We start from the raw sequence: 24,199 nt of genomic DNA on the forward strand, positions 1-24,199 counted from the left end.
TTGGTCAGGGATCGCCCGCGTCTCATTCGAGAACGCGAGTGAGATAAGCGGCCGTCACGCCGGGGCCTGGGATGATCGCGACGATTTTCATTTGCGCGATCGTGCGGTCGACCGAGGCTTCGAGATGGTTCTCCATCATCGCCGCCGCCGCCTTGACGGCGCCGCGCAGCAGCAGTTCTGCGATAAGGCGCAGTTCCGTGATGATGGCAGGATCGCCGGGCAAGCCGAGGCGCCGCAGCAATCGCTCAGTCGCCGTGACAGGCAGCAGGTTGTTGCGGATGGATTCCTTCAGCCGCTCGTTCGGCGTCGCAAGGATGCAGATGTCGATGAAGTCGGCATGTATAGCCTCCAGCGCCCCAAGGTGATCGGCCGGTTCGTGGCGCTCGAGATCGGAGAGGCGCTGGAACAGATCACCCAGGCGCTCCCGATCGACGCGGTTGGCCCCGGCGACCAGCGCCTGCGGCTCCAGCATGCCGCGCAGGCCGTAATGATCCTTGATCATCTGCGCCGTCAGCGGGCCGGCGATCCAGTGGGACGATTGGTTCTTGCGCACGAGGCCGCGTTCGCGCAGGCGCGTCAGCACGTCACGGACTACGGTGCGGCTGACGTTGAAATGGTCGGCGAGCTCGATCTCGATGATGCGATACTGGCCGAAGACGACGCAGCCGGCGACATCGGCCTCGACGGTATTGTAGATGCGCTCCCACGACGCGCGGCTCTGCAAGGCCTCGTCGGCGTGGCGCGGAATGGTCAGGCCGAGGGTCTTGATATCGGTGCGCTTCGGCTCGATGCCCTGGCCGGCGGGACCGACGAGATAGCCGCGTCCGTTGAAGCGATGCACCAGCCCTTCGCTCTCCAGCGTCTGCAGCGCCCTCTGCACGGGCGCGCGCGAAATCTGCAGGATATCGGCGATCGGCCCTTCGAGCAGGACCACGCCGCGCGGCAGCGTGTTGTCCTCGATATTGCCACGCAGAACATCCTCGGCGATCTCGTAACGCTTTTGCGCATTAGGGCGCGCATGGTTTTCGGTCATCTGATGCAATGGACTCATGTCGTTCTGATGCCTCACTCTTACGCGTTTTATCATTCTAACATAGCGCAAAAATAAATGACTATTGAATACAAAATATGTTTTCTGTTCCCAGATACAGTGAATCTCTTTTCGCTGATTGTTGACGCGTAGCGCAGCGATTGGCGCTATTTGCTGAATGATACCGGTGCGGCACGCCACGTTGCGGCAGCTGCAGCAACCATTTTGCCGCCAATTCTATGGGTAGGGCAGGGGGTGCCCGTCGATATCGCCGCCTTTCGCCAGTTGTTCCTCAATCGATCGTTACTTCGCGGTTCGACATTTTCTAGAAAAGTCTATTGAATACAAAAATCATTTATGTAATGCTCGGAACATCAAGACGCTCGTCAGAAGCGTCGCAGGTGGAACTCTTTGAAACGCCAAGGAACATCTCTTTGACGCGCATGTGATTATGCGCGAGTGCAGGCTAACGTCTGACCGTCAGGATCAATGCGATCCAGGCGAAAGCGGAGCTTTGCCCGAAGATGGTCCTTGCCTTGAAACTGGTGGGAATTCGGTGTCGACCGTTCTTCAGCTTAGCCAAGTCACCAAGTCCTATGGCGTGTCAGCCGCATTGGACAGGATAGATTTCTCTTTGCCCGACAATGCCTATATCTCGCTACTTGGCCCCAGCGGTGCGGGCAAGACGACGCTGCTGCGCGTCATTGCCGGTTTCGAGGAGCCGGATGCCGGCTCGATCCTCTTCCATGGCAGGCGCCTTGATGGCGTCGAGCCGCATGATCGCGGCATCGGTTTCGTTTTTCAGAATTTCGCTCTGTTTCCGCATCTTTCCGTTGCCGAGAACGTTGCCTTCGGCCTGCGCAATCGCAAAGTCGATCCCGTGACCGATCCGCGCGTCCTGGTAAAGCGGGTCCACGACATGCTGTCGCTGGCCGGTCTCAAGGGATTTGACGACCGCGCCGTGACGCAGATTTCAGGTGGTCAGCGCCAGCGCGTCGCCTTGGCACGTACGCTGATCACCGAACCGAAGATGGTGCTGCTGGACGAGCCGCTCGGTGCGCTCGACGCCAATCTGCGTGGCCGTATGCGCAGCGAACTCAAGATCATCCGCGAACGCTGCGGCGTAACCTTCCTGCATGTTACTGGCAGCGAGAGCGAAGCCTTGGCGATGGGGGATCTTGTGCTCGTGCTCGATCGCGGCCGCATCGCGCAGGCCGCCGCTTCGGATGTCCTCTACAATAGCCCGGCCACGGCCTCGGTCGCCCGCTTTCTCAATTGCTATAACCTCTTTGCCGGCGATGTCGTCGCGGATGCTTTCGTCGGGCCGGCCGGTCGTTTCCCTCTGAATGGTTCGCGCCGAAAGGCGCCGCAGCCGGCTTATGCGATCCGCTATGACCGCGTTTCGATCCGCTCTCGCGATGCGATGCTATCGGATGACGAAGTGCGCATCGAGGCGGATTTCATCGCCAGCGAATATTCCGGCGCAGCAGTCAATTCCTTCTTTGCGCTCGATGGCGGCCAGGTCTTCGAGGTTGAATCCCATCTGAGCCACGCCCGTCCGCCGGTCTTTGTTGAGAAGGACCGCTATGCGCTCGTCTGGAAGAAGGAGGATGCCCTTGTTTTCGGTTGATGTGAGCCCTTCGAACCCTTCCACCGGACCCTCCAAGGAGAGCGAGAGATGACCATGGTCGCGACATCAGAGGAAGCCGTGCAGGAAGGCGCAGCCGTGCGCCGGAGATCGGGCAAGACATTCTGGCTTCTGGCGCCGGGCATGATCTGGATGATCGCCTTCCTCGTCCTGCCGATGCTGATGATGGTCTATGTTTCCTTCTGGACGCAGACGACCTTCAAGATCGAGCCGACGCTGACTTTGCAGAGCTGGATTACCTTCCTGACGAGCCCCACCTATCTCGGCGCGCTCTGGACGACGATCCGCATCTGGCTGCTTGTGCTTCTGTCGACGCTTATCGTGGGCTATCCGGCAGCGCTCTTCGTCGGCCTTCTCATCAAGAACAAGACGCTGCAGACCGTGTTGCTCGTGCTCTGCGTCATCCCGTTCTGGACCTCTTTCCTGATCCGCGTGCTTGCCTGGCGGCCGATGCTCGGCACCGAAGGCGCCATCAACATGATCCTGATGAAGCTTGGCATCGTGCAGCAGCCGATCGAAGTACTGTTGTTTTCAGAACTATCCGTCATCATCGGCATGACCCAGATCTACTGCGTCTTCATGGTCGGGCCGATCGCCTTCATGATGGGTCGCATCGACGCCTCGGTCATCGAGGCTGCCCAGGATCTTGGTGCCGGCTTCTGGCGCATCTTCCGTACCATCATCCTGCCGCTGTCCATGCCGGGCGTGGTGGTCGGCGCGATCTTCGTTTCCGTCATGGTTCTTGGTGAATTCGCAACGTCTGCCGCCCTATCCGGCCGCAAGGTCAATCTGCTGGGCAATATCATCGTCACCCAGGTCGGCTCGTTGAAATGGGCCTTTGCCGCCGTCGCCGGCGTTGTGTTGACGATCATCATGGGCGCCGTTGTCGCAGCCCTGCTCAAGGTCGTCGACCTTAGAAAGGAACTCTGATCATGAATGCTGGCGGCATCAAGCTCAGCCTGGGCGTTTACACGACCCTCTTCTTGATCTTCCTCTATGGACCGCTCGTCGTCCTGGCGATCCTGTCGTTCCAGACCGGTCCTGAGGGTGGTCCGCAATTTCCGATCATCGAATGGTCGACCTATTGGTATCGGCATCTCTTCGGCCTGACGCCGCCGTCGCGCATCGCGCCCCTGCCGATCGACCAGGCGCTGATCCGCTCGCTTTTTCTGGCGCTGATGACCATGATTGTCTCGACCGTGCTCGGCGTCATGTCCGCCCAAGCCTTTCGCCGCAAGTTCCGCGGTTCGGGCGTCGCCTTCTATCTGATCGTTCTCGGCATGATGGTGCCGGGCGTGCTTGTCGGCCTCGGCATGGCGCTCGTCGCCAATGCCTTCGGCATCGATCGTCACTGGTGGAGCACGGCCTTCGTCCTGCATGTCGTCTACACCTTCCCCTTTGCCTTCCTCGTCATGCTTGCCATCTTCAACAGGTTCGATCCGAGCATGGAGGAAGCCTCCTGGTCGCTCGGTGTTACCCCGGCGCGCACCTTCCGCAAGGTCACGTTCCCGCTGATCTTCCCGGGCGTGCTCTCGGCGATGCTCTTCGCCTTCACGCTCTCCTATGACGAGTTCTCACGCACCCTGTTTGCCTCCGGTCGCGAGCTGACGCTGCCGCTCGCCATCTACGGCACGTTCTCGGTCGAGGTTCATCCAAACGTCTTCGCTTTCGGCGTCCTGACGACACTGTTTTCCTTCGCGCTTCTCGGCACCTACGCAATCCTGATGGGTCTGTCGGTGCGGCGCGCCAAGCGCGTCCCCATTCAGGAGGACGCATGATGGCTGAGAAGGCTTCCGCAATCGTCACCGGCGCCGGCTCGGGTATCGGCCGCGCCATTGCGCTGCGCCTTGCCGCCGACGGCTATGCGGTTCTGGTCAATGACCTCTCGGGCGAGCGGGCCGAGGCTGTTGCCTCGGAAATCACCAAGGCGGGCGGTGCTGCAACGGCGATCGCCGGCGACGTTGCTAGTCCCGAGGATGTGGCGGCGATCCATGCCGCTGCCAAAGCCTCGCATGGCGATGTCGCCCTTCTTGTCAACAATGCCGGTATCGCGCATCAGGCAGCCTTCGAGAACCTCGAGCTGGAGGATTTCGACCGGATGTTTGCGGTGCATGTGCGCGGCACCTTCCTGGTGACCAAGGCCGTCCTACCGTCGATGCTGGCGCGGGGCGCGGGTGTCATCGTCAACGTCGCTTCCCAGCTGGGACAGATCGGCGGCATCGAGCTTGTTCATTATTCTGGCGCCAAGGCCGCGATCATCGGCATGACGAAGGCACTCGCTCGCGAGGTTTCGAGCCGGGGCGTGCGGGTCAATGCCGTAGCGCCGGGACCGATCAACACGCCGCTGGTGCGCGGTCTTTCCGAAGAATGGCGCGAACGCAAGAAGCGCGAATTGCCGCTCGGCCGCTTCGGCGAGCCGGAAGAGGTGGCCGCGACCGTCGCGTTTCTGGCCTCGCCGGCCGCGAGCCTTTTCGTCGGCCAGACGCTCGGACCGAATTCCGGCGATGTGATGCTCTGAAGGAGACAAGAAGATGGACTGTGCAGAGAAGCGGATTGTCATCGTCACGGGTGCGGGCATCGGTATCGGCCAGGCGACAGCAAAGGCGTTTGCAGCGCTTGGCAACCATGTCGTCGTCACCGATATCCTCGAGAAGGAAGGTGAGCAGACGGTTCACGACATTCTGACCGCCGGCGGCTCGGCCGAGTTTCATCTTTATGACGTGCGCTCGACAGATGCCGCAAACAAGCTCGTTGCCAATGTCGAGGCGCGCTTCGGCAAGATCGATGTCATTGTTGCCAATGCCGGCATCGCCCATCGCACGCCGCTCGACAAGCTCACCGACGACAAGTGGGACCTGACCATGGATGTCGATCTGAAGGGCATCTTCAAGCTGGTGCGCGCCGCCGTACCCGGCATGCGTGCCCACAGATCGGGCAGCATCGTCGCGCTCTCCTCAATCATGGGTGTCGCCTATGGATGGGACGAGCATGTCCATTATTCGGCGGCGAAGTCAGGCGTCGTCGGGCTGGTGCGGGGGCTTGCCGTCGAGCTGGCGAAAGACGGCATCAGGGTCAACGGCATTGCACCGGGCTATATCCGCACTGCCCAGCTTCTATCGGAAGAGAATTCGCTCGGGCCTGCGGGCGCGGAAAAGGCGGCCGAGTTCATCCCGATGGGCCGGCTCGGTGAGCCAGAAGACATCGCCGACGTGATCGCATTCCTCGCGTCAAACGGCGCGAGATACATGACCGGCCAGGTTCTGGTCGTTGATGGTGGCCTCCTCGTGGGGCGGTACTGATCGTCATCGTTCCGGCAACGACCGGATGAACGGCGATACGGCGATGAAGCAGGTCCAGCAAGGGCCAAGGGAACAGCAATCAGCACTGGAGAACAAAGATGTCCAAAATGGAATTGAACAGACGCTCTCTATTGAAGCATTCGGCCGGCGTCATGGCGCTTGCGATCGGTGGCGGTACGCCATTCCTGTCGTCGCGAGCGGCCTACGCACAGGCTGCCAATCTCGCCAAGGAACAGCTGCGCACCATTGGTCTCTCGGTCACCGTTCAGGAGCGTATCCTCGATGAATTCCGCAAGGTGAGCGGCGTTGGCCAGACCTCGGGTACTGCGGCGACCTTTCCGGACGCACAGACCAAGATCCTGTCCGGTTCCAAGGATTACGATTGCTGGGAAATCATCGGCGAGCGCCTGCCGTCGATCGTCATGACCAACAATGTCGAGCCGGTTCCGGCCGCCTCCCTGAAGAACTGGGCCAATATCCGCGATACCTTCACCACGCCTTCCGACAAGTGGGAGCCGAAGCAGCAGATTGTCGGCCAGATCTGGGCCGATGACGCCAAGACCACGCTGAACATGGTGCCCGCGGTCTATAATTATGATTCCATCGGCTATAATCCCGACGTTCTCTCCGCCGAGGAAGCCAATACTTGGGCGGCGATCTTCGATCCGAAGTTCAAGGGCAAGTCCGGCCTCAACACCGATCCGCTGATCGCCTTCGGCCAGGCGATCATGGCGATGAACACGCTTGGCCTTCTGAACGTGAAGAATCCCGGCAATCCGAGCACGGCCGAGATCGACGAAGCGGCGAAGTTCCTCGTTTCGAAGAAGAAGGACGGGCAGTTCCGCGCGCTGTGGGGCGATTTCGGCGAGCTGGTCAATCTGATGGCATCGGGCGAGATGGTCGTCTGCGACGCCTGGCAGCCGGCCGTCATGGCGGTCAAGGCCCAGGGCAAGGCATGCAAATATGCCGTGCCGAAGGAAGGTTATCGCGGCTGGGCAATCGGCCCGTCGATGATCGCGGGCACGCCGAACAAGGAAGCCGTGATCGCCTATGCCGATTACTGGCTTTCGGGTGAACCCGGCATCACCGTTTCCGAACAGGGTTACTACTCACCGTCGACCAATATCCAGAAGGTCATGACGCCGGACAAATATGCCTTCTGGTACGAGGGCAAGCCATGGGTCGGCGCCTCCGAGCGCGGCATCAAGGAAGGCGACCTGCGGGATGGCGGCTCGCTGGCGGAGCGCGCCAAGAATGTCGCCTACTGGCATCAGTGGCCGGATGAATACGACCATCTCGTCCAGAAGTGGGATGAATTCCTCAATGCCTGATCCGATGGCTGCTGCCGGCCATCCTATGCCGCGCGGGGAGGCGATGTCCGCCTCCTCGTCCACGCCCGGAGATCTCTCATGATATATGATTTGGAACTTATCGATGTTGGCAAGGTCTACGACAATGGCACGCCTGCCGTCATCGACTTCAATCTTTCGATCAAAAAAGGGGAGTTCATCGCCTTCCTCGGTCCGTCGGGCTGCGGCAAGACGACGACGCTTCGCATGATCGCCGGCTTCGAAAGCATTTCCTCCGGCGACATGATGATCAAGGGCGAACGCATGAACGATGTCCGGCCGCAGAAGCGGCCGACATCGATGATCTTCCAGAACTATGCTTTGTTCCCACATATGACCGTTCGGCGGAATGTCGGATATGGTCTCGAGGTGAAGGGCATGGCGAAGGCCGAGCGGGATGCCCGGGTCGATCGTATCCTCGCGACACTTGGGCTGGAGGATATTGCCGAGCGTAAGCCGGACAAGCTCTCGGGCGGTCAGCGTCAGCGCATCGCGCTTGCCCGCGGCCTCGTGGTCGAGCCGGATGTGCTGCTTCTCGATGAGCCGCTGGGTGCTTTGGATGCCAATCTGCGCAAGACGATCCAGAATGAGCTGAAGCTGCTGCAGAAGAAGCTTGGCGTGACTTTCGTCTTCGTTACCCATGCCCAGTCCGAGGCGCTGGCGCTGTCCGACCGCATTGTCGTCATGAACCAGGGCAGGGTGGAGCAGATCAGCCCGCCGGCTCAGCTTTATACGCGTCCGAATACGCCATTCGTGGCGCAGTTCATCGGCCGCAATACCATCTTCGAAGGCGAGGTTGCCGGCACCGAGGCCGACAGCACATTCGTCTCCACATCCTTCGGCACGCTGTCGGGCTGCGCCAACGGCTGCCTCAGCAGAAAGGTCAACATCGTCATTCCTTCGGAGGCGATCGAGGTTCACGCGGCGGGTGGCTCGGCGCGCGAAGATCTCGTCCGGGCTTTCAGCGGCAATGTGGTCGGCGCCCGCGTCGAGCGTTTCGACGTGGTCGGCCATATCTCGGAGATCGGCATCAGCTTGCCCGACGGCCGAGGCCTGGCGCTGGTAGCCCATGTCGATAAATACCGGCCCGGCGCCTTTCCCTTAGGCGCCGAGGTCATGCTTACCTGGGATCCGGCCGACGCGACCGTCATCCCGGCTCATTGATTACAGAAAACTCAAATTGAAGGAGGTCATCCCATGGCAAAGGAAATCTTGTGCAGTTTTGGCGTCGACGTCGACGCCGTGGCCGGCTGGCTCGGCTCTTACGGTGGTGAGGATTCGCCCGATGATATCTCGAGAGGCCTTTTTGCCGGCGAAGTCGGCAGCCCGCGACTGGTGAAGCTCTTCGACCGCTTCGGCATCAAGACGACTTGGTTCATTCCCGGCCACTCCATCGAGACCTTTCCCGAGCAGATGCAGGCTGTGGCCGATTCCGGTCATGAAATCGGCATCCATGGCTACAGCCATGAAAATCCGATCGCCATGACGCGCGAGCAGGAGACGGAAATCCTCGACAAGTGCATCGAGCTGGTCACCAAGCTGTCCGGCAAGCGCCCGACCGGCTATGTCGCGCCGTGGTGGGAATTCTCCAACGTGACGAACGAGCTGCTCCTGGAGCGCGGCATCAAGTACGATCATTCGCTGATGCACAATGACTTCACGCCCTATTATGTGCGTGTCGGCGATAGCTGGACGAAGATCGACTATTCGCGCAAGCCATCGGATTGGATGGTGCCGCTGAAGCGCGGGCAGGAGACCGATCTGATTGAAATCCCGGCATCCTGGTATCTCGACGATCTGCCGCCGATGATGTTCATCAAGAAATCACCGAACAGTCATGGTTTCGTCAATCCGCATCACATCGAGCAGATGTGGCGCGATCAGTTCGACTGGGTCTATCGCGAGATGGATTATGCCGTCTTCCCGATCACCATCCATCCCGATGTCGCCGGCCGGCCGCAGGTGCTGATGATGCTGGAGCGGCTCTATGCGCATATGGTCAAGCATCCGGGCGTCAAGTTCGTTACGATGAATGAGATTGCCGACGATTTCGCAGCCCGCTTTCCGCGCAAGAAATAGCCCGCTAGGGTGAAGTATCGAAGCATCAGGTTGGAGGCGATTGCCATGTGTTCACTGTGTGGCGTGCTCGGCGGCGATGAGCACTGGACGGATGCCGCGGCACGGCCAGGTGTGTTCACGCGCAATCATGCCAGCTTCGACCGGCGGCGTGAGCGTGTCGAGCGCGAGCGCGCCGCCAACGTGATGCTCTCAGGCTTCGGCCTTGTCCTGTCCGATTGGCAGGGCGCGTCCTTCGTTCTGTCAACACGAACGGGCAGGAGCGAGATCATCGAGGATCTCGGTCATCTCTGGCCGGCGGCCGAGAGGCTCGTCGGCCGGCCTTGCGATCCGCTCGACGTCACCTTCATCGCCCGGATGGAGGCGCGGCATGTCGATTGAGGTGGGTGGCTTTCTGCCGGTCAATCTGCTGACGGGCTTTCTCGGTTCCGGCAAGACGACACTGCTCAAGCGCATCCTGGCTGATGCGGCCTTCGCCGATACCGCCGTGCTCATCAACGAATTCGGCGAGATCGGGCTGGACCATGATCTCGTCGAAAGCGTCGAGGGCGAGATGGTGCTGCTGCGCTCCGGCTGCGTCTGCTGCACGGTGCGAGACGACCTTGCCACAGCACTTAAGGAACTCTACTCCCGCCGCGAGCGCGGGCTGCTGCCACCATTTCGGCGCGTTATCATCGAAAGCACCGGCCTTGCCGATCCTTTCCCCGTGCTCTCGACCATCAAGGCCGATCCGGTCCTTCGTCATCATTTCTGCGCCGGCAACGTCATTACGACGGTCGACGCGGTCAATGGGCTGCGTCAGCTCGACACTTATATCGAATCCAACAGGCAGGCGGCGGTCGCGGACCGGTTGATCGTGACCAAGACGGATCTTGAGGCGGATCGTAGCGAAGAGGACCTCCAAGCTCGCCTTCGAGTGCTCAATCCCGATGCCCCGATCCTGATCGCGGCCGATCCGGATCTCGATCTCTCCTCGCTTGTCGCGGCCCAGAGCAACGTCTCAACAAGCAGTCTATCGCAAAGCGGTTTTTACTGCGAGGAGCCGGTGCAGCTCGTCTCATCGGACGGTACTCCGCATCAGGCCGCCATTTCTTCGATTTCCCTCATTATTGACAGGTCCGTCGATTGGACCGCTTTCGGGCTCTGGCTGACCATGCTGCTCAATCGCCATGGGGAGCGTGTGTTGCGGGTAAAGGGCATCCTCAATCTCAGCGGCGAGGAGCGCCCGGTTGCAATTCACGGTGTCCAGCATCTGGTTCATACGCCGGTGCACATGGACGGATGGCCCTCGGAAGATCGCAACTCTCGGCTGGTCTTCATCCTGGATGGGCTCGACGGCGCGCTATTGAAACGCTCGTTCGAAGCCTTCACACTGGCGCAAGCGCCTGCCGTGTCCTACCCGATCGCTGCGGCGCGATGAGACGATTGGGATCTCCATGAATAAGCATGAATCCGTTGCCAAAAGCGTGTCTGCTCCCGCCTTGCATCTGAAGGGCCGGCCGCGCCTGCGCGTGCTCGGCACCGCGATTTCGCTGCTGGAGGAACTTCGCCTGCGAGCGCAGGACGATCTCGGCATCGACGTCACTTTCGACAACAACGATTTCCTGACAACGCAGTACAAGGCGGCCCGCGAGCCGGAAACCTACGATATCTACGACCAGTGCTTCCACAATCTCGATATCGTCTGGCATTGGCGCGCAATCCAGCCCGTGGACACCCAGCGCATCGTGCTGTGGGATGAGGTCAACGATCTGACGAAGACCGGCCATATCGGCCCCAACCCGCGAATGGGGCTTGGCGATGTGCCGGCGAAAAAGCTTTTCGTGCAGCCAAACCTCGCTCTCGGCGATACGCCGTCACGCTTCATCTCGATGCTGCCGACGACGCATAATTTCGACAGTTTCGCCTATCGGACCGATCTGGCGCCGAACGGTGTCGGCATGCATTCCTGGGGCGCGCTTTTCGACGAGCGCTGGGCGAGCAGGGTGGCGCTGGTGGACGAGCCTGCCATCGGCATATTTGATGCTGCGCTCGCTGCACAGGCTGCCGGCCTCATGTCCTTCGACGATATCGGCAATATGTCCATTCAGGAAATCGACCAGTTGATCGACCTCTTGGAGGAGCGCAAGAAGGCCGGCTTTTTCCGGGACTTCTGGAAAACCGCCGAGGATGCGGCACGGCTGATGATCGCTGGCGAGACCTGCGTCCAGAGCATGTGGTCGCCCGGTATCGGTATCCTGAATTCGAAGGGTGTGCCGGTCGAGCAGGCCGTGCCCGCCGAAGGCTATCGCGCCTGGCATGGCGGCTTGTGCCTTTCGAAACACTTAAGCGGTCGTCTTCTCGATGTCGCCTACGATTATCTGAACTGGTGGATCTCAGGGTGGCCGGGTGCCGTGGTCGCGCGGCAGGGCTATTACATTTCGACGCCGCAGCGCTCGCGCCAGTTTATGACGCAGGCTGAATGGGACTACTGGTATGAAGGTGCCGCAGCGACGGAAGACCTGCCCGGTCCCGACGGTCAGACCCGGATCAAAAAAGATTCCGTACGCAGCGGTGGATCCTATTGGCAGCGTGCCAATTGCATTGCCGTCTGGAATACGACAATGGATGAGCACAATTATCTCGTGCGCCGCTGGATGCAGCTGGTCGGCTGAGAAGGAGAGCGGGGACTATGACGCAGACACATCTCGGCAAATCGATCGCGCAGCTCTCGGTGCTGATCCAGTCCGGCAGTCTCGATCCGGTCGCGCTGGCCGAGGAGACCCTCGACGCGATCCGGGCCTATAAGGATCAGGCGATCTTCACGCGGTTGTTGGAAACGCGCGCGAAGGAAGAGGCGGCGGCTTCGTCCAAGCGGCTGCGTGAGGGGCGTTCGCGCGGGCTGCTGGATGGCATTCCCGTCGCCTGGAAGGATTTGTTTGCAATCGCTGGCCTGCCGACCACAGCCGGGTCGATTGTGCTTGCCGACGCTGAGCCCGCGCAGGACGATGCCGATGTCGTCAAGGCGTTGAAGGCTGCCGGCATGATCGCCGTCGGCCGAGTCAATATGAGCGAGTTCGCCTTTTCCGGCCTAGGCCTCAATCCGCATTACGGCACGCCGCTAAACCCGCTGGCAACGGATGTCGCGCGTATCCCAGGCGGTTCGTCTTCGGGTTCTGCCGCTGCGGTTGCGGCGGGTCTCGTGCCGGTATCGATTGGCACGGATACGGGCGGCTCGGTGCGCATACCGTCTGCTTTCAACGGCCTTGTCGGCTATAAGGCGAGCCATGGCCGCTACAGCATGGGCGGTGTCTTTCCGCTGTCGACAAGCCTCGACTCGCTCGGTCCGCTGTGCCGCAGCGTCCAGGATGCGATCTGGGTCGATGCGGCATTGCGTGGGCGCTTTATCCCCGAGGTGGGGCGCGCCGAAGCCGCCGGGCTTTCCATCGTGGTGCCGACAAATATCGTCATGGATGATGCGCAGGATGGTGTTCTTGCAGCTTTCGAGGCGACGCTGGCAAGATTGAGTGCCGCTGGCGTTAGAATCCGGCGAGCTGCCTTTCCGGCTTTCGAAAGGCTCTTTGAGCTGATGGCGGAATATGGGCCGTTGGTTACTGCCGAGGCCTTCGTGCTGCATCACCGGCGTCTGGCAGGACCGGAAGCCGATTCCATGGACCGGCGTGTGGTGGCGCGGACGCGCCTCGGAGAGAAGACGACGCTGGTCGGTTACCTGGAAACGCTCAAAGTGCGTGAGCAACTGATCAAGGAAGTTGCCGGCACGCTTGGGCCGAACGAGTTCATCGCCTATCCGACGGTTGCCCATGTTGCGCCGGCGCTTGGCCCCCTGGAAGCGGATGACGAGCTGTTCGTAAAGATCAATGGCAGAACGCTGCGCAATACGGCAATCGGCAATTTCCTCGATTGGTGCGGCGTCTCCCTGCCTTGCGGCGCCGGTGAAGCAGGCATGCCGGTCGGCTTCCTGCTGTCGGCGCCGAAGAACCAGGACGAGCGGCTGCTGGGTGCGGCGCTGGCGCTTGAAGAGATCGTCAGTGGCTAACGTTGCGCGGTGGATTTGCCGCATCGTATCGATCCTCGCTCCGCGATAGTGGGCGAGGATCGAAAGTTCTCTTCCTTCAATGCGAACGGCTGCCACTGGCGGCCGGCTCGGCGTCGGCGATCCAGCGGCGGTGCGGGCCGAGTGCGATCAGCAGCACGACAGACAGGAAGCAGCAACCGGCGAGGATATAGAAGCCGATATCGCCATTGCCTGTGGCTGCGTCGACATAGGCCTTGATCTGCGGCGAGGCGAAGCTGCCGAGATTGCCGAGCGAGACAATGAAGGCAATGCCGCTGGCGGCACCGACGCCTCCGAGATAGCGGGTCGGCAGGCTCCAGAAGACCGGCTGCGAAGAGGCAAGGCCCGGAACCGCGATGCAGGCGGCAATGACCATCACCCACGGATTCATCGTCAGGCCGATCGTTCCTAGCGCGATGGTGCCGGCCGTCAGCATGGCGATGCAGACGATGCGATGGTTGTCATGCTTGTCGGCATAGACGGTGAAGAAGCGGGTTGCGACAAGCGCGCAAAGCCAGGGTAGGCCGAGCAGCACACCGACCCAGGTATTGACGCCGCCGCCGAGCGCCTGTGCCAGCCGCGCCGGCAGGTAAAAGGTGATCGGGCCGACACCGATCTGGATGAACAGATAGATGCCGACGAAGGCGAGGACGCGCCAATCTTTCAGCACGCTGAAGACGGAGTGCTTCACTTCGGAAAGCTTGCTGCGCTCTTCCGCTTCAATGACGGCATTCAGCGCATTTTTCTCCTCCAACGTCAGCCATTTCGCTTCTGTTGGGCGGCTCGTCAGGAAGAAGAGGGCCAGGATGCCGACGACGGTTGCCGCAAGGCCTTCGACCGCGAACATCCATTGCCAGTTGGTAAGGCCAAGGACGTCATGATGAGTGAGCAACCAGCCGGAAAGTGGTGCGCCGATCACCAGCGATAGGGGGACACCGAGATAGAAGAGGCCGGTAGCGCGCGCCCTATGCTTGGCCGGGAACCAGTAAGTCAGGTAAAGCAAGACGCCCGGATAGAAGCCGGCTTCGCAGACGCCGAGCAGGAAACGAACGATGTAGTAGCTCATCGGTGTATGGGCAAAGACCATGCAGGCCGAGACGATGCCCCAGGTGATCATGATGCGGCTGAGCCACAGGCGGGCGCCGACGCGCTGCATGATGAGGTTGCTCGGCACTTCGAAGGTGGCATAGCCCAGATAGAGAATGCCGGCGCCGAAGGCATAGGCAGCATCTGAAATACCGGTATCGGCCTGATAAGCCACCTTGGCGAAGCCGACATTGGAGCGATCGAGAAAATTCAGGATCAGCATCAAGCCCAGGAAGGGCAGAAGACGAATCGTCGCCTTGCGCACGGCGCTTTGCAGCGCCGGATTGTCGTTTGTCATAGTCACTCCTCCCAAAGGCAGATGCCTCGCGGCGAGACCATCGCGGCCAAGACTGCCTTCATGCTCGAACCGGATCTCGATCTGGCTATTGACGTGACAGCCCAAGCTGGCCATCAGTTTGCATATACGCAGATTATATTTATGTATGAAAAGGTCAATAGGTGCGAAGCCGCACGCGCTTGATCCACTTGTGGGACCGCGCATGGCGTTCAGGCAGTAGTGGATCAGAGTGCTTTTGCCACGTTGGATGCGCAGCAAAACCTACGGCCAGCGAGCCGATTAGCGCGTCCTGATGAGGCCCTTGCGTGAAACGCCGGACTAGTTGGGCGCATATTCAGGCAAGATATGGACCGATGCGCTCCGCGACGGATGCGACATCCGTGAGCCGCATCCCGGCCACGTTGATCCTGCCGGAATCCGGCATGTAGATGCCGTGTTCGGCCCGAAGCTGCCGGACATTTCCCGGAGAGATCGGCAGAAGGGAGAACATGCCTTCCTGCGAAGCGATATTGGCGAGATCAGGACAGAATTCTGCAAAGGCTTTGGCGGCGGCCTGGCGGATTTCGACTATGCGGTTGCGCATTTTGCTGAGTTCATCGATCCAGGCTCGGCGCCGCGATGGGTCCTGCAGGATCGCGGCAACAATAGCAGCCCCATGCGCTGGCGGCATGGAATAGCTGGTGCGGGCATAGCTCGCCAGATTGCCGATGCCCTTGTTTAACGGCGCCTGCTGATCGCCGAAGAGATAGACCGCGCCGGTGCGTTCCCGATAGAGCGAGAAGGACTTGGAGCAGGAGACGGCAACCATGGCCTCGCCGACCGCTTCGATGACATCAATCATGCCGGTCGCATCCTCGACCCGGCCGTGGCCGAGGCCCTGATAGGCATTGTCAAAGAGCGGCAGCAATCCCTTGGCAGCGACGATGTCGGCGATGTCTCGCCAGTTCTGCGATGACAGTCCTGCGCCTGTCGGATTATGGCAGCTCGTTTGCAGCAGCACTGCATCGCCGGGTGCTGCGTTCCGCAGGGTCGTCAGCATCTCGTCGACGAGAACGGCCTGCTTGCCGATATCGAAGAAGCGATAGGTTCCGGCCTGAAGGCCGACTGCAGCAAAGATCGCCTGATGGTTGACCCATGTCGGTGTGCCGATCCAGATCTTGCGTCGCTTGTCGAGGGCAAGCAGTTCCGCAGCCAGGCGCAGAGCGCCGGTGCCGCCAAGGGTCTGAATTCCCGCAACCGGCTTGCCGCCATGGCGTTCACCGAAGGTTTCGAGCGCCAGCGCGCGCAGAAAAGCATGATCGCCCTCAGGGCCGATATAGGATTTGGACTCTTGCGTTTCCCAAAGATGGTACTCGGCCGCCTTGACGGCTCTCATGACAGGGGTACGCCCAGTCTCGTCGCGATAGACGCCGACGCCGAGGTCGATCTTTCCGGATCGCGGATCGGCCGCGAACTTGGCAATCAGTTCAAGCAGGGGATCGGGCTTCTGTTCCGTAAGGCTATCGAAAAACGCAGTCGTGTTCATTGCTCCTCCCTCTCGCTCATTGAGGCCAGTTCTGCAGAATCCGCACGAATTCCGTCAGCCAGGCATTCGTTTGATGCCCATCAAGGGAGCGATGGTCAATCGTCAGGGACACGTAGGCCATCGGGCGGATCTGGATCGTATCGACGCCGTCGATCTCCCGCACCACGACGCGCTTCTCCAGCTTGCCGATGCCGAGGATGGCGGATTGTGGCTGGTTGATGATGATGGGGGATGCGACCAGCGAGCCGGAAACGCCGTGATTGGAGATGGTGAAGGTTCCGCCTTTCAACTCCTTGCCCTTGAGGGCGTTGGAGCGTGCCCGGTTCGTCAAATCCTGGAGCCTTGCGGCAATGGCCTCCAGCTGAAGATCCTGCGCCTGCCGAATGATCGGCGCGACCAGGCCCTTGTCGCCCAATGCGATGCCGACGCCGATATTGATATCTTCGAATATCTCCAGGCCATCATCGTGCCATTGGCTGTTGACTTCAGGTACGAGTTTCATGGCTGCGACGGATGCTGCCACGAAATAGGCGGTGTAGGAGAGGTTTACGCCCTCGGCCTTCATACGGTCCTTGTGGCTTTCGCGATGACGCATGATCGCCGTGAAATCGGCCTCGAAGATTGCGGTGACCTGCGGTGCCGTCGCCAGGGAGTGGGCCATATGCCTTGCGATCGAAAGCCGCATGGCGGAATGGGGGACGATGCGAGAGTTGCCGTCAGCCGCGACTGCCGGCGGGGTTTGACCAGCCTCAGCCCGCTGCGACACCGGCCCAGATGCATGCGGCTTGGCGATTTCCCGCGCATGGTCCATATCGGCGCGTGTCACTCGTCCATCCCTGCCGGTGCCTTTCAGGGTGGCCGGGTCGATCCCGTATTCCTCGGCGGCCTTGCGAACGGCGGGTGAATAATAAGCGGCGGCGAAGGCCGTGGCAGGTGAGGCCGGCTGTATCTGCAACGGAACCTCGGCCACTTGCGCTGCACCGCCGTTTGCGTTTTCGATGCTCATGCGTCCGAGGATCGCGCCGGGCGTAGCGTCATCGCCATCTTCCATCGCAATTTCGCTCAGAATGCCGTCGCATGGCGCCGGTATCTCCTGGGTGACCTTGTCGGTTTCCAGTTCGACAAGCGCATCGCCTTCTCGAACGTGATCGCCGATCTGCTTCAGCCAGTTTCGGACGACGGCTTTCGTGCCCTCCTGCTCGATCGGAGCCGTGATCTCGATGATACCAGTCATCCTAAAACTCCAGGATTTCGGCAATGCGCTTGGCGATCCGCTCGGTCGAGGGCACGGCCCAATCGAGAAGAGCGGGATTATGCGGGCTGGGGATATCGGGCATGGTCAGACGCGAGACCGGCGCATCGAGATCCGTGAATGCCTTGTCTGCAATGACGGCGGCGATCTCAGCGCCGAAGCCCGCAGCTTCGAGGTCCTCGTGGACGATAAGGCAGCGATGCGTCTTGGCGATCGAAGCAAGCACGGCCTCCTGATCCCAGGGCATCAGTGTACGGAGATCGATGATATCGGCAGAAATGCCTTCGGCGGCCTCCTCGCAGCGCTGCACCATGGCGCCCCAAGTGACGATGGTGATGTCGCTGCCGGTCCGCGTCAGCTTCGCCTTGCCGAAGGGCAGCGCGAAGTTGTCGCCGGGATAGGGGCGCCGCGCCCAGGCATCATCGAGCATGGCCCGATGCTCGAAGAAGATGACCGGGTCGTTGCCGCGGATCGAGGCTCGCAGCAGGCCGACGGCATCCTCTGCATTCGATGGAACCGCGACCTTCCAGCCCGGCTGGTGGACGAAGGCCACTTCGTTGGTCTGACTGTGCCAGGGATCGCCGCATTTGAAAAAGCCACCGGGCATGCGGACTACGATGGGGGCTGCGAAGCGATTGTTGGTGCGCCAGCGGATGGTGCCGCAGTCGTTCAGCTGTTCGGTCGCCGGTTCGGCATATTTCCGAAACTGGATTTCGGGAATGGGGACGAGGCCGGCGAGCGCCATGCCAACGGCGCGGCCGATAATGCCTTCTTCGGATAGCGACGTATCGAAAACCCGCTCGCTGCCGAATTTTTCCTGTATGCCAAGAGTGACGGCATGCACCCCTCCCTTGGGGCCGATATCTTCGCCGAACATGACGACGCGCTCGTTGATCGACATCTCGTGTTCGAGCGTTCTGCGGATCGCTGTGACCATGTTGATGCGCGGCCCGGAGGTTTCCGGTACATCCATTGTCGCTGGAGGCGCATATCCGGACGGATGCTGCCCGCCCATCGTCTGCATGGCGCCATTGAAGAATACATGGCGGGTCACGGAGGAGGGGTCGGCGACTGGTCGGTCCTCAGCGGCGGCGCGGGCGCTTTCGGCCATTTTGCGCGCTTCGCTTTGGCAGGCATCCCATTCCTGTGTCGCCATCACGGCGGGCACGAGGAAATCTTTCAGGCGCGGCAGAGGATCGCGCTCCCACTCGCGCCTCACGGTTTCCTCGCTCTTGTAGGTCTGTGTGTCCTGGAAGCTGTGGCCCTCAAGGCGCGGCACCGTCAGCCGCAGGAGAGCGGGCTTGCGCTCCTCGCGAACAAAGGAGACGGCTTCCTGCACGAGCCGGGCTGCTTCCGCCGGGTCGCAGCCGTCGCCATCGAAGATTGCGAGATTTTTCCAGCTTGCGAGATTGGCTGCGATATTCCCTCCCGGTGTCTGCGCCGTCGAAGGCACCGAAATGCCGAAGCCATTGTCTTCGATGTAAAACAGCATTGGTAATTGTTGCGTCGTTGCGGCCGTCAATGCTGCCCAGAAGCCGTTTGAGGCAACGGAGCCATCGCCGCCGAGCGCGACGCCGATGTCCCGCGCATACTCCGGCCGACCCAACGTCGTCGTATAATATTTCATCGCCTGCGCCCAGCCGGCCGTGGGGGTATATTGCGCACCAACGCCGCCACACATGGGCAGGGCCGAGGCGCCGGAACGGTTCGGATAGTTGAAGACGACACCAATGTCGCGCCCGTCGGAATAGCCTCCGGCGCGGCCCATGGCCGAGCCGAGCGCATCGGCCGGATCGACGCCAAGCGAAAGCAGAAGTGGCCGCGAGCGATAATAGCCACACGTCGCGTCGTGGAGGCCTGTCAGCTGCGTTCCAAGGAGGATCTGCGCCATGTCGTGGCCGCGTGCGGAAAACTGATAGAGAACCTTCTTTTCCGGAACGAGACGCTTTTCCTCCATCTCGTCGAGTGCCCGGGAGAGGTGAACGAGATAGGCAACCCGGCGCCAATCGATATGATCGTCGGGCGAGTTCCGCTCGTGGCTTTTGAAGGCTAGCTGGGCCATGTGATCCTCCTACAGATGGCCCAACCATTTTAATTCAAGCGTCAGCTCTATTCCTTTCAATTTGGCAGGTTTTGCAATAGTCTTTGAAAGAAGTGCTTCATCAATAAAGGGTTTCTGAATGGAAGATTTCGATCTTGATCACATCGACAGGACGATTCTGCGCGTGCTGCAGGAGGAAGGCGATATCAGCCAGGCGGCGCTGTCAGAAAAAGTGGGCGCATCGCCTGCGTCCTGCTGGCGAAGGATCAAGGCGCTGGAAAGCGCCGGCGTGCTGGGCAGGACGGTCCGCCTTGTCGATCCCGACAAGATCGGCAAGGGGCTGAACGTCTTCTGCCAGGTCAAGATGAAGACCCATGATCCCGCGACCCGCCGCGATTTCGAACAGTTCATCGCCAGCTATCGCGAGGTATTGGAATGCTATTCCATGTCCGGTGAGTGGGATTACCTGATCCGTGCCGTGGTTGCCGATGTCCGGGAATATGAAGGCCTTTTGATGCGAGGTATCCTGACCCACGAAGCGGTGCTGAGCTCATCGTCGCACTTCTCCCTGAAATGCGTCAAATACACCACGGCGTTGCCGATGAATGTGTCGAGATAGGCGACGAGCGTGTCCTTTGACTACGTTCGCTTGAATACCGGTAGTATCTCACGCTAATAGACCCTAACGATTGCAGATGCGGAGCAGGGTTGGAGTGTCGGCTGATAACGTCAAACTCGGCCATGATTTGAGCGAGCCAGTCGCGGCGCTTCTCGCCGGTCTGCCAATCAAGGCGGCGAGTTTCATCGTCACGATTTATGGCGATGTCATCGAGCCGCGGGGCGGCGTCGTGTGGATCGGCAACCTCATCGAGACGTGCAAGAGCGTCGGCATTACCGAAACGCTGGTGCGCACTGCCGTGTCGCGACTGGTGACCGCCGGCCAGCTTGCCGGAGAGCGGGAAGGGCGCCGCAGCTACTATCGGCTGACGGACGCGGCCCAGGCAGAATTCGCCGAGGCCGCCAGTCTCTTCTATGGGCCGGAACCTGCCGTCCGATGGCAATTCGTCCTTATCAATGGACCCGCTCCGGAGGAGATCATGCAGGGACTGGAGCGGGACGGCTTCGCTAGGCTCAGCCCCCGGCTTGCGATGGGTACGCATCCCGCGCCACCGCTGCCGGGTCGCGTCGTTGTCTTCAACGCCGAGCTTGCAACCGAGAACGGCGCCTTGAAGGAGCTCGCGGAAGAGGCCTGGAACCTCCGGCACTTTGCGGAAGCTTATAGCGAATTTACTGCCCGCTTCGGCACATTTTCGCGAGGAGTCGGCGATTGTGTGGCCCTGTCACCGTTCGATTGTCTGATCGCGCGATTGCTCCTCGTCCATCAATATCGCCTGATCATGTTGCGCGAGCCGCATCTTCCCAAGTCCGCCTTGCCGGCCGATTGGCCCGGCGAGGAGGCGCGGCGCCTGTTTGCCGAACTTTATTTGCGTCTGTCAAACAAGGCTGACGCCTATGTCGGTCGCCGTTTCGTGAACGAGTCGGGCAAGCTTCGAGAAACGACGCCGGTAAGCCAGGCTCGGCTCGATCGCCTCAAGTCCCGCTGAAAGATCAATCCACTCAGTCACATAGCGTGTGAGTTCTCTTCGTAGCAAGCTTTCACGGCATTGAATGTCACAGAAATCTCCAAAAATTCATTTGTGCTGTGACATGTCGCATGCTAATACGATGACCGATCGGTCGACTAATGCGCTCGCTGTCGGATCGATGTTTCGTGGAGGAGAGCGTGAAACAGGCCTATACTGGTGAAGCCATGAAGCGTCAGCTTGGCTCAGATCCTCAAGGCGTCCGCAGGCCTGCGATCACTCTTTAGCGCGCCGGACGTGCCGGGACGGAGGAAGATCAATGTATGCACAGATGGTGAAAACCGATGGCGCCCGCATCCGTTCCCTTGACGAGATGGATCCCCAGGAACGCGCCTTTCAGGAGCGTGTCGATGCCGGCCAGAAGATCGAGCCGAAGGAATGGATGCCGGAAGGCTACCGCAAGACGCTGATCCGCCAGATCAGCCAGCACGCGCATTCGGAAATTGTCGGCCAGCTTCCGGAGGGCAACTGGATCACCCGTGCTCCGACGCTGGAACGCAAGGCGATCCTGCTTGCCAAGGTGCAGGATGAAGCCGGCCACGGCCTCTATCTCTACTGCGCTGCCGAGACGCTCGGCATCAGCCGCGACGAGATGTATGAGCAGCTGCACTCCGGCAAGGCCAAATATTCCTCGATCTTCAACTATCCTACGCTGACCTGGGCCGATATCGGCGCGATCGGCTGGCTCGTCGATGGCGCGGCCATCATGAACCAGGTTCCGCTGCAGCGCTGTTCCTACGGTCCCTATTCGCGGGCCATGATCCGGATCTGCAAGGAAGAAAGCTTCCACCAGCGCCAAGGCTTCGACATCCTGATGAAAATGGTGAAGGGAACACCGGCACAGAAGGCCATGGTACAGGATGCGCTGAACCGCTGGTGGTGGCCGTCGCTGATGATGTTCGGTCCTTCGGACGATGCCTCGGTGCATTCCGCCCAATCCATGGCCTGGAAGATCAAGCAGAATTCCAATGACGAGCTGCGGCAAAAATTCGTCGACCAAACCGTACCGCAGGCGGAGTACCTCGGCCTAACCGTCCCCGATCCCGATCTGAAGTGGAACGATGAGAAGGGCGGCTACGATTTCGGCGAGCCGGACTGGGAAGAATTCTTCAACGTGATCGCCGGCAACGGCCCCTGCAATGCGGAGCGGCTGAATGCGCGCAAGCAGGCTTGGGAGGATGGCGCCTGGTTCCGCGACGGTCTGACGGCGCATGCCGAAAAGGTGGCCGAGCGTCGCGCTGCCGCAACGATTTCCGCCGAATAAGGCGGCTCGAAAATTCAGGGAGTGAGAAACATGTCCAGCGAATGGCCGCTTTGGGAAGTTTTCATCCGTGGTCAGCATGGCCTCAACCATCGCCACGTCGGCAGCCTGCATGCGCCCGATGCCGAGATGGCCATCAACAATGCCCGCGATGTCTATACCCGCCGCAACGAAGGCGTCAGCATCTGGGTGGTGCGGTCTTCCGACATCACCGCCAGCGCGCCATCGGAAAAGGGTCCACTCTTCGATCCCTCCAATTCCAAGGTTTATCGTCATCCGACCTTCTTCGACATTCCGGATGAAGTGGGGCACATGTGATGGCGACCGCTACCCTTGAGCCGACGGTCGCTCAGGCCGCTCTCGTCGAATTCCTGCTGCGCATCGGCGACAACACGCTGATCTTAGGCCACCGCCTTTCCGAATGGTGCGGCCGTGGGCCGGCGCTGGAAGAGGATATCGCGCTTGCCAATACGGCGCTTGATCTCATCGGCCAGACGCAGCTCTGGCTCGGTCTCGCAGGTGAAGTCGAGGGCCAAGGCCGCTCGGCCGACGATCTCGCCTATTTGCGCGATGGCTATGAGTTCCGCAATATCCTGTTGGTCGAACGTCCCAACGGCGATTTCGGCATGACACTGATGCGGCAATTTGTCTTCGACGCCTGGCACTATCTGTTGCTGAAAGCCTTGAAAGGTTCGGCCGACCGGCGCATTGCCGAGATCGCGGAGAAGGCCTTCAAAGAAGTCTCCTATCATCTCGACCGCAGCCGTGATCTCGTCATCCGCCTCGGCGACGGCACGGCCGAAAGCCACCGCCGCATGCAGGAAGCGCTTGACGATCTCTGGGCTTTCACGGGCGAAATGTTCGTGGGCGATGCCGCCGATGCGGCACTTGCAGAGGCTGGCGTGATTCCGGAACCGCAAAGTCTCAAGGTTGGCTGGGACGAGATCGTCTCCGATACACTTACCGAAGCGACGCTGAAACCTCCGGCAGATGGTTACATGCACAAGGGCGGCCGGCGCGGCGTTCACAGCGAACATCTCGGCTATCTCCTGGCCGAGATGCAGTTCCTGCAGCGCGCCTATCCGGGCGCGACCTGGTAGGAGGCTGATATGGCGACCGCGCTGCATCCTTCGGTCGACGAGGTCTGGCACTGGCTGTCGAAAGTGCCGGACCCGGAAATCCCGGTGATCTCGCTGACCGATCTCGGCGTCATCCGCGACGTCGGCTGGCGAGACGATACGCTTGTCGTCACGGTGACGCCGACCTATTCGGGCTGCCCTGCCACGACGGTGATCAATCTCGATATTGAGCGGGCGCTGGCCGAAAAGGGCCTCGACCGCGTACGCCTCGAGCGGCAGCTGTCGCCCGCCTGGACGACCGACTGGATCAGTCCAGAAGGCCGTGAAAAGCTGCGCGCCTACGGCATCGCCCCGCCGACCGATGGCACTGCTGCAGACGGCATCTTGATGAAGCGGATCGACCGACTGTCAGGCCGTTCCAACCTCACCATCGCCTGCCCGCGCTGTGGATCTACAGCTACGGAAAAGATCAGCCAGTTCGGCTCGACGCCGTGCAAGGCGAGCTATCGCTGCACCGAGTGTCTGGAACCCTTCGATTACTTCAAATGTATTTGACCG

At 60.6% G+C, this 24,199-nt stretch carries 23 protein-coding genes; 18 read left to right on the forward strand and 5 right to left on the reverse strand.

Annotated elements, in window-relative coordinates:
- Positions 1-22: 22 nt before the first annotated feature.
- Positions 23-1,033 (reverse strand): GntR family transcriptional regulator, encoded by a 1,011-nt coding sequence (locus PH558_RS22540; RefSeq protein WP_095437685.1) that lies wholly within the window; start codon positions 1,031-1,033, stop codon positions 23-25.
- A gap of 553 nt (positions 1,034-1,586) precedes the next feature.
- Between PH558_RS22540 and PH558_RS22545 the strand changes: the two genes are divergently transcribed.
- The 12 genes from PH558_RS22545 (at position 1,587) to PH558_RS22600 (ending at position 13,438) form a co-directional block, all read left to right on the forward strand.
- Positions 1,587-2,660 carry an ABC transporter ATP-binding protein gene (locus tag PH558_RS22545; RefSeq protein ID WP_285206635.1) on the forward strand — a complete coding sequence of 358 codons (1,074 nt, stop codon included), beginning with the start codon at positions 1,587-1,589 and terminating at the stop codon, positions 2,658-2,660.
- Between the two features lie 48 nt (positions 2,661-2,708).
- Positions 2,709-3,608, forward strand: coding sequence for an ABC transporter permease (locus tag PH558_RS22550; RefSeq protein ID WP_285206639.1), 900 nt, complete (start codon positions 2,709-2,711; stop codon positions 3,606-3,608).
- Positions 3,609-3,610: 2 nt separating this feature from the next.
- Positions 3,611-4,456 carry an ABC transporter permease gene (locus tag PH558_RS22555; RefSeq protein WP_285206644.1) on the forward strand — a complete coding sequence of 282 codons (846 nt, stop codon included), beginning with the start codon at positions 3,611-3,613 and terminating at the stop codon, positions 4,454-4,456.
- Entirely contained in the window at positions 4,456-5,196 is a 741-nt protein-coding gene (locus PH558_RS22560; protein ID WP_285206914.1) for an SDR family NAD(P)-dependent oxidoreductase, read from the forward strand. Before PH558_RS22555 ends, PH558_RS22560 begins: the two co-directional genes overlap by 1 nt.
- Before the next feature lie 13 nt (positions 5,197-5,209).
- Positions 5,210-5,977: an SDR family NAD(P)-dependent oxidoreductase gene (locus PH558_RS22565; protein WP_095437270.1), complete on the forward strand. Its 768-nt coding sequence runs from the start codon at positions 5,210-5,212 to the stop codon at positions 5,975-5,977.
- A 98-nt stretch (positions 5,978-6,075) separates the two neighbouring features.
- Complete coding sequence (locus PH558_RS22570) at positions 6,076-7,308, forward strand: ABC transporter substrate-binding protein (protein WP_113409456.1); 1,233 nt, start codon at positions 6,076-6,078, stop codon at positions 7,306-7,308.
- A gap of 78 nt (positions 7,309-7,386) precedes the next feature.
- The gene (locus PH558_RS22575) at positions 7,387-8,490 is read left to right on the forward strand and encodes an ABC transporter ATP-binding protein (protein WP_285206660.1); all 1,104 of its coding nucleotides are present in this window, start codon (positions 7,387-7,389) and stop codon (positions 8,488-8,490) included.
- A 33-nt stretch (positions 8,491-8,523) separates the two neighbouring features.
- Positions 8,524-9,405, forward strand: coding sequence for a polysaccharide deacetylase family protein (locus PH558_RS22580; protein ID WP_285206661.1), 882 nt, complete (start codon positions 8,524-8,526; stop codon positions 9,403-9,405).
- 45 nt (positions 9,406-9,450) lie between these two features.
- Positions 9,451-9,783: a hypothetical protein gene (locus tag PH558_RS22585; protein ID WP_285206663.1), complete on the forward strand. Its 333-nt coding sequence runs from the start codon at positions 9,451-9,453 to the stop codon at positions 9,781-9,783.
- Positions 9,773-10,822: a CobW family GTP-binding protein gene (locus PH558_RS22590; RefSeq protein WP_113409460.1), complete on the forward strand. Its 1,050-nt coding sequence runs from the start codon at positions 9,773-9,775 to the stop codon at positions 10,820-10,822. Before PH558_RS22585 ends, PH558_RS22590 begins: the two co-directional genes overlap by 11 nt.
- A gap of 16 nt (positions 10,823-10,838) precedes the next feature.
- The gene (locus tag PH558_RS22595) at positions 10,839-12,056 is read left to right on the forward strand and encodes an ABC transporter substrate-binding protein (protein ID WP_113409461.1); all 1,218 of its coding nucleotides are present in this window, start codon (positions 10,839-10,841) and stop codon (positions 12,054-12,056) included.
- 17 nt (positions 12,057-12,073) lie between these two features.
- Positions 12,074-13,438: an amidase gene (locus PH558_RS22600; protein ID WP_285206664.1), complete on the forward strand. Its 1,365-nt coding sequence runs from the start codon at positions 12,074-12,076 to the stop codon at positions 13,436-13,438.
- A gap of 76 nt (positions 13,439-13,514) precedes the next feature.
- On the opposite strand, the gene PH558_RS22605 is transcribed toward PH558_RS22600, so the two are convergent.
- The 4 genes from PH558_RS22605 to PH558_RS22620 all read right to left on the reverse strand — a co-directional run bounded on the left by PH558_RS22605 (position 13,515) and on the right by PH558_RS22620 (position 19,679).
- Positions 13,515-14,840 carry an MFS transporter gene (locus tag PH558_RS22605; protein ID WP_285206666.1) on the reverse strand — a complete coding sequence of 442 codons (1,326 nt, stop codon included), beginning with the start codon at positions 14,838-14,840 and terminating at the stop codon, positions 13,515-13,517.
- A 334-nt stretch (positions 14,841-15,174) separates the two neighbouring features.
- Positions 15,175-16,365 carry an aromatic amino acid transaminase gene (locus tag PH558_RS22610; protein ID WP_285206667.1) on the reverse strand — a complete coding sequence of 397 codons (1,191 nt, stop codon included), beginning with the start codon at positions 16,363-16,365 and terminating at the stop codon, positions 15,175-15,177.
- 16 nt (positions 16,366-16,381) lie between these two features.
- Positions 16,382-17,599 carry a dihydrolipoamide acetyltransferase family protein gene (locus PH558_RS22615; RefSeq protein ID WP_285206668.1) on the reverse strand — a complete coding sequence of 406 codons (1,218 nt, stop codon included), beginning with the start codon at positions 17,597-17,599 and terminating at the stop codon, positions 16,382-16,384.
- 1 nt (position 17,600) lies between these two features.
- On the reverse strand, positions 17,601-19,679 hold the full coding sequence (locus PH558_RS22620; protein WP_285206669.1) for an alpha-ketoacid dehydrogenase subunit alpha/beta: 2,079 nt from the start codon (positions 19,677-19,679) through the stop codon (positions 17,601-17,603).
- Positions 19,680-19,797: 118 nt separating this feature from the next.
- Here PH558_RS22620 and PH558_RS22625 point away from each other — a divergent pair, with 118 nt between their 5' ends.
- The 6 genes from PH558_RS22625 to paaD all read left to right on the forward strand — a co-directional run bounded on the left by PH558_RS22625 (position 19,798) and on the right by paaD (position 24,196).
- Positions 19,798-20,277 (forward strand): Lrp/AsnC family transcriptional regulator, encoded by a 480-nt coding sequence (locus PH558_RS22625; RefSeq protein WP_095437282.1) that lies wholly within the window; start codon positions 19,798-19,800, stop codon positions 20,275-20,277.
- 94 nt (positions 20,278-20,371) lie between these two features.
- Positions 20,372-21,262: a phenylacetic acid degradation operon negative regulatory protein PaaX gene (gene paaX / locus PH558_RS22630; RefSeq protein ID WP_095437283.1), complete on the forward strand. Its 891-nt coding sequence runs from the start codon at positions 20,372-20,374 to the stop codon at positions 21,260-21,262.
- Positions 21,263-21,560: 298 nt separating this feature from the next.
- Complete coding sequence (gene paaA / locus PH558_RS22635; RefSeq protein WP_095437284.1) at positions 21,561-22,565, forward strand: 1,2-phenylacetyl-CoA epoxidase subunit PaaA; 1,005 nt, start codon at positions 21,561-21,563, stop codon at positions 22,563-22,565.
- A 30-nt stretch (positions 22,566-22,595) separates the two neighbouring features.
- Entirely contained in the window at positions 22,596-22,880 is a 285-nt protein-coding gene (paaB, locus tag PH558_RS22640) for a 1,2-phenylacetyl-CoA epoxidase subunit PaaB (RefSeq protein WP_028745698.1), read from the forward strand.
- Positions 22,880-23,662 carry a 1,2-phenylacetyl-CoA epoxidase subunit PaaC gene (gene paaC / locus PH558_RS22645; RefSeq protein ID WP_113409467.1) on the forward strand — a complete coding sequence of 261 codons (783 nt, stop codon included), beginning with the start codon at positions 22,880-22,882 and terminating at the stop codon, positions 23,660-23,662. The genes paaB and paaC overlap by 1 nt, the downstream gene beginning before the upstream one ends.
- 9 nt (positions 23,663-23,671) lie before the next feature.
- On the forward strand, positions 23,672-24,196 hold the full coding sequence (gene paaD, locus PH558_RS22650) for a 1,2-phenylacetyl-CoA epoxidase subunit PaaD (protein WP_095437286.1): 525 nt from the start codon (positions 23,672-23,674) through the stop codon (positions 24,194-24,196).
- Positions 24,197-24,199 lie beyond the last annotated feature (3 nt).

Source organism: Rhizobium pantanalense, from assembly GCF_030182525.1.
Classification (GTDB): Bacteria; Pseudomonadota; Alphaproteobacteria; order Rhizobiales; family Rhizobiaceae; genus Rhizobium.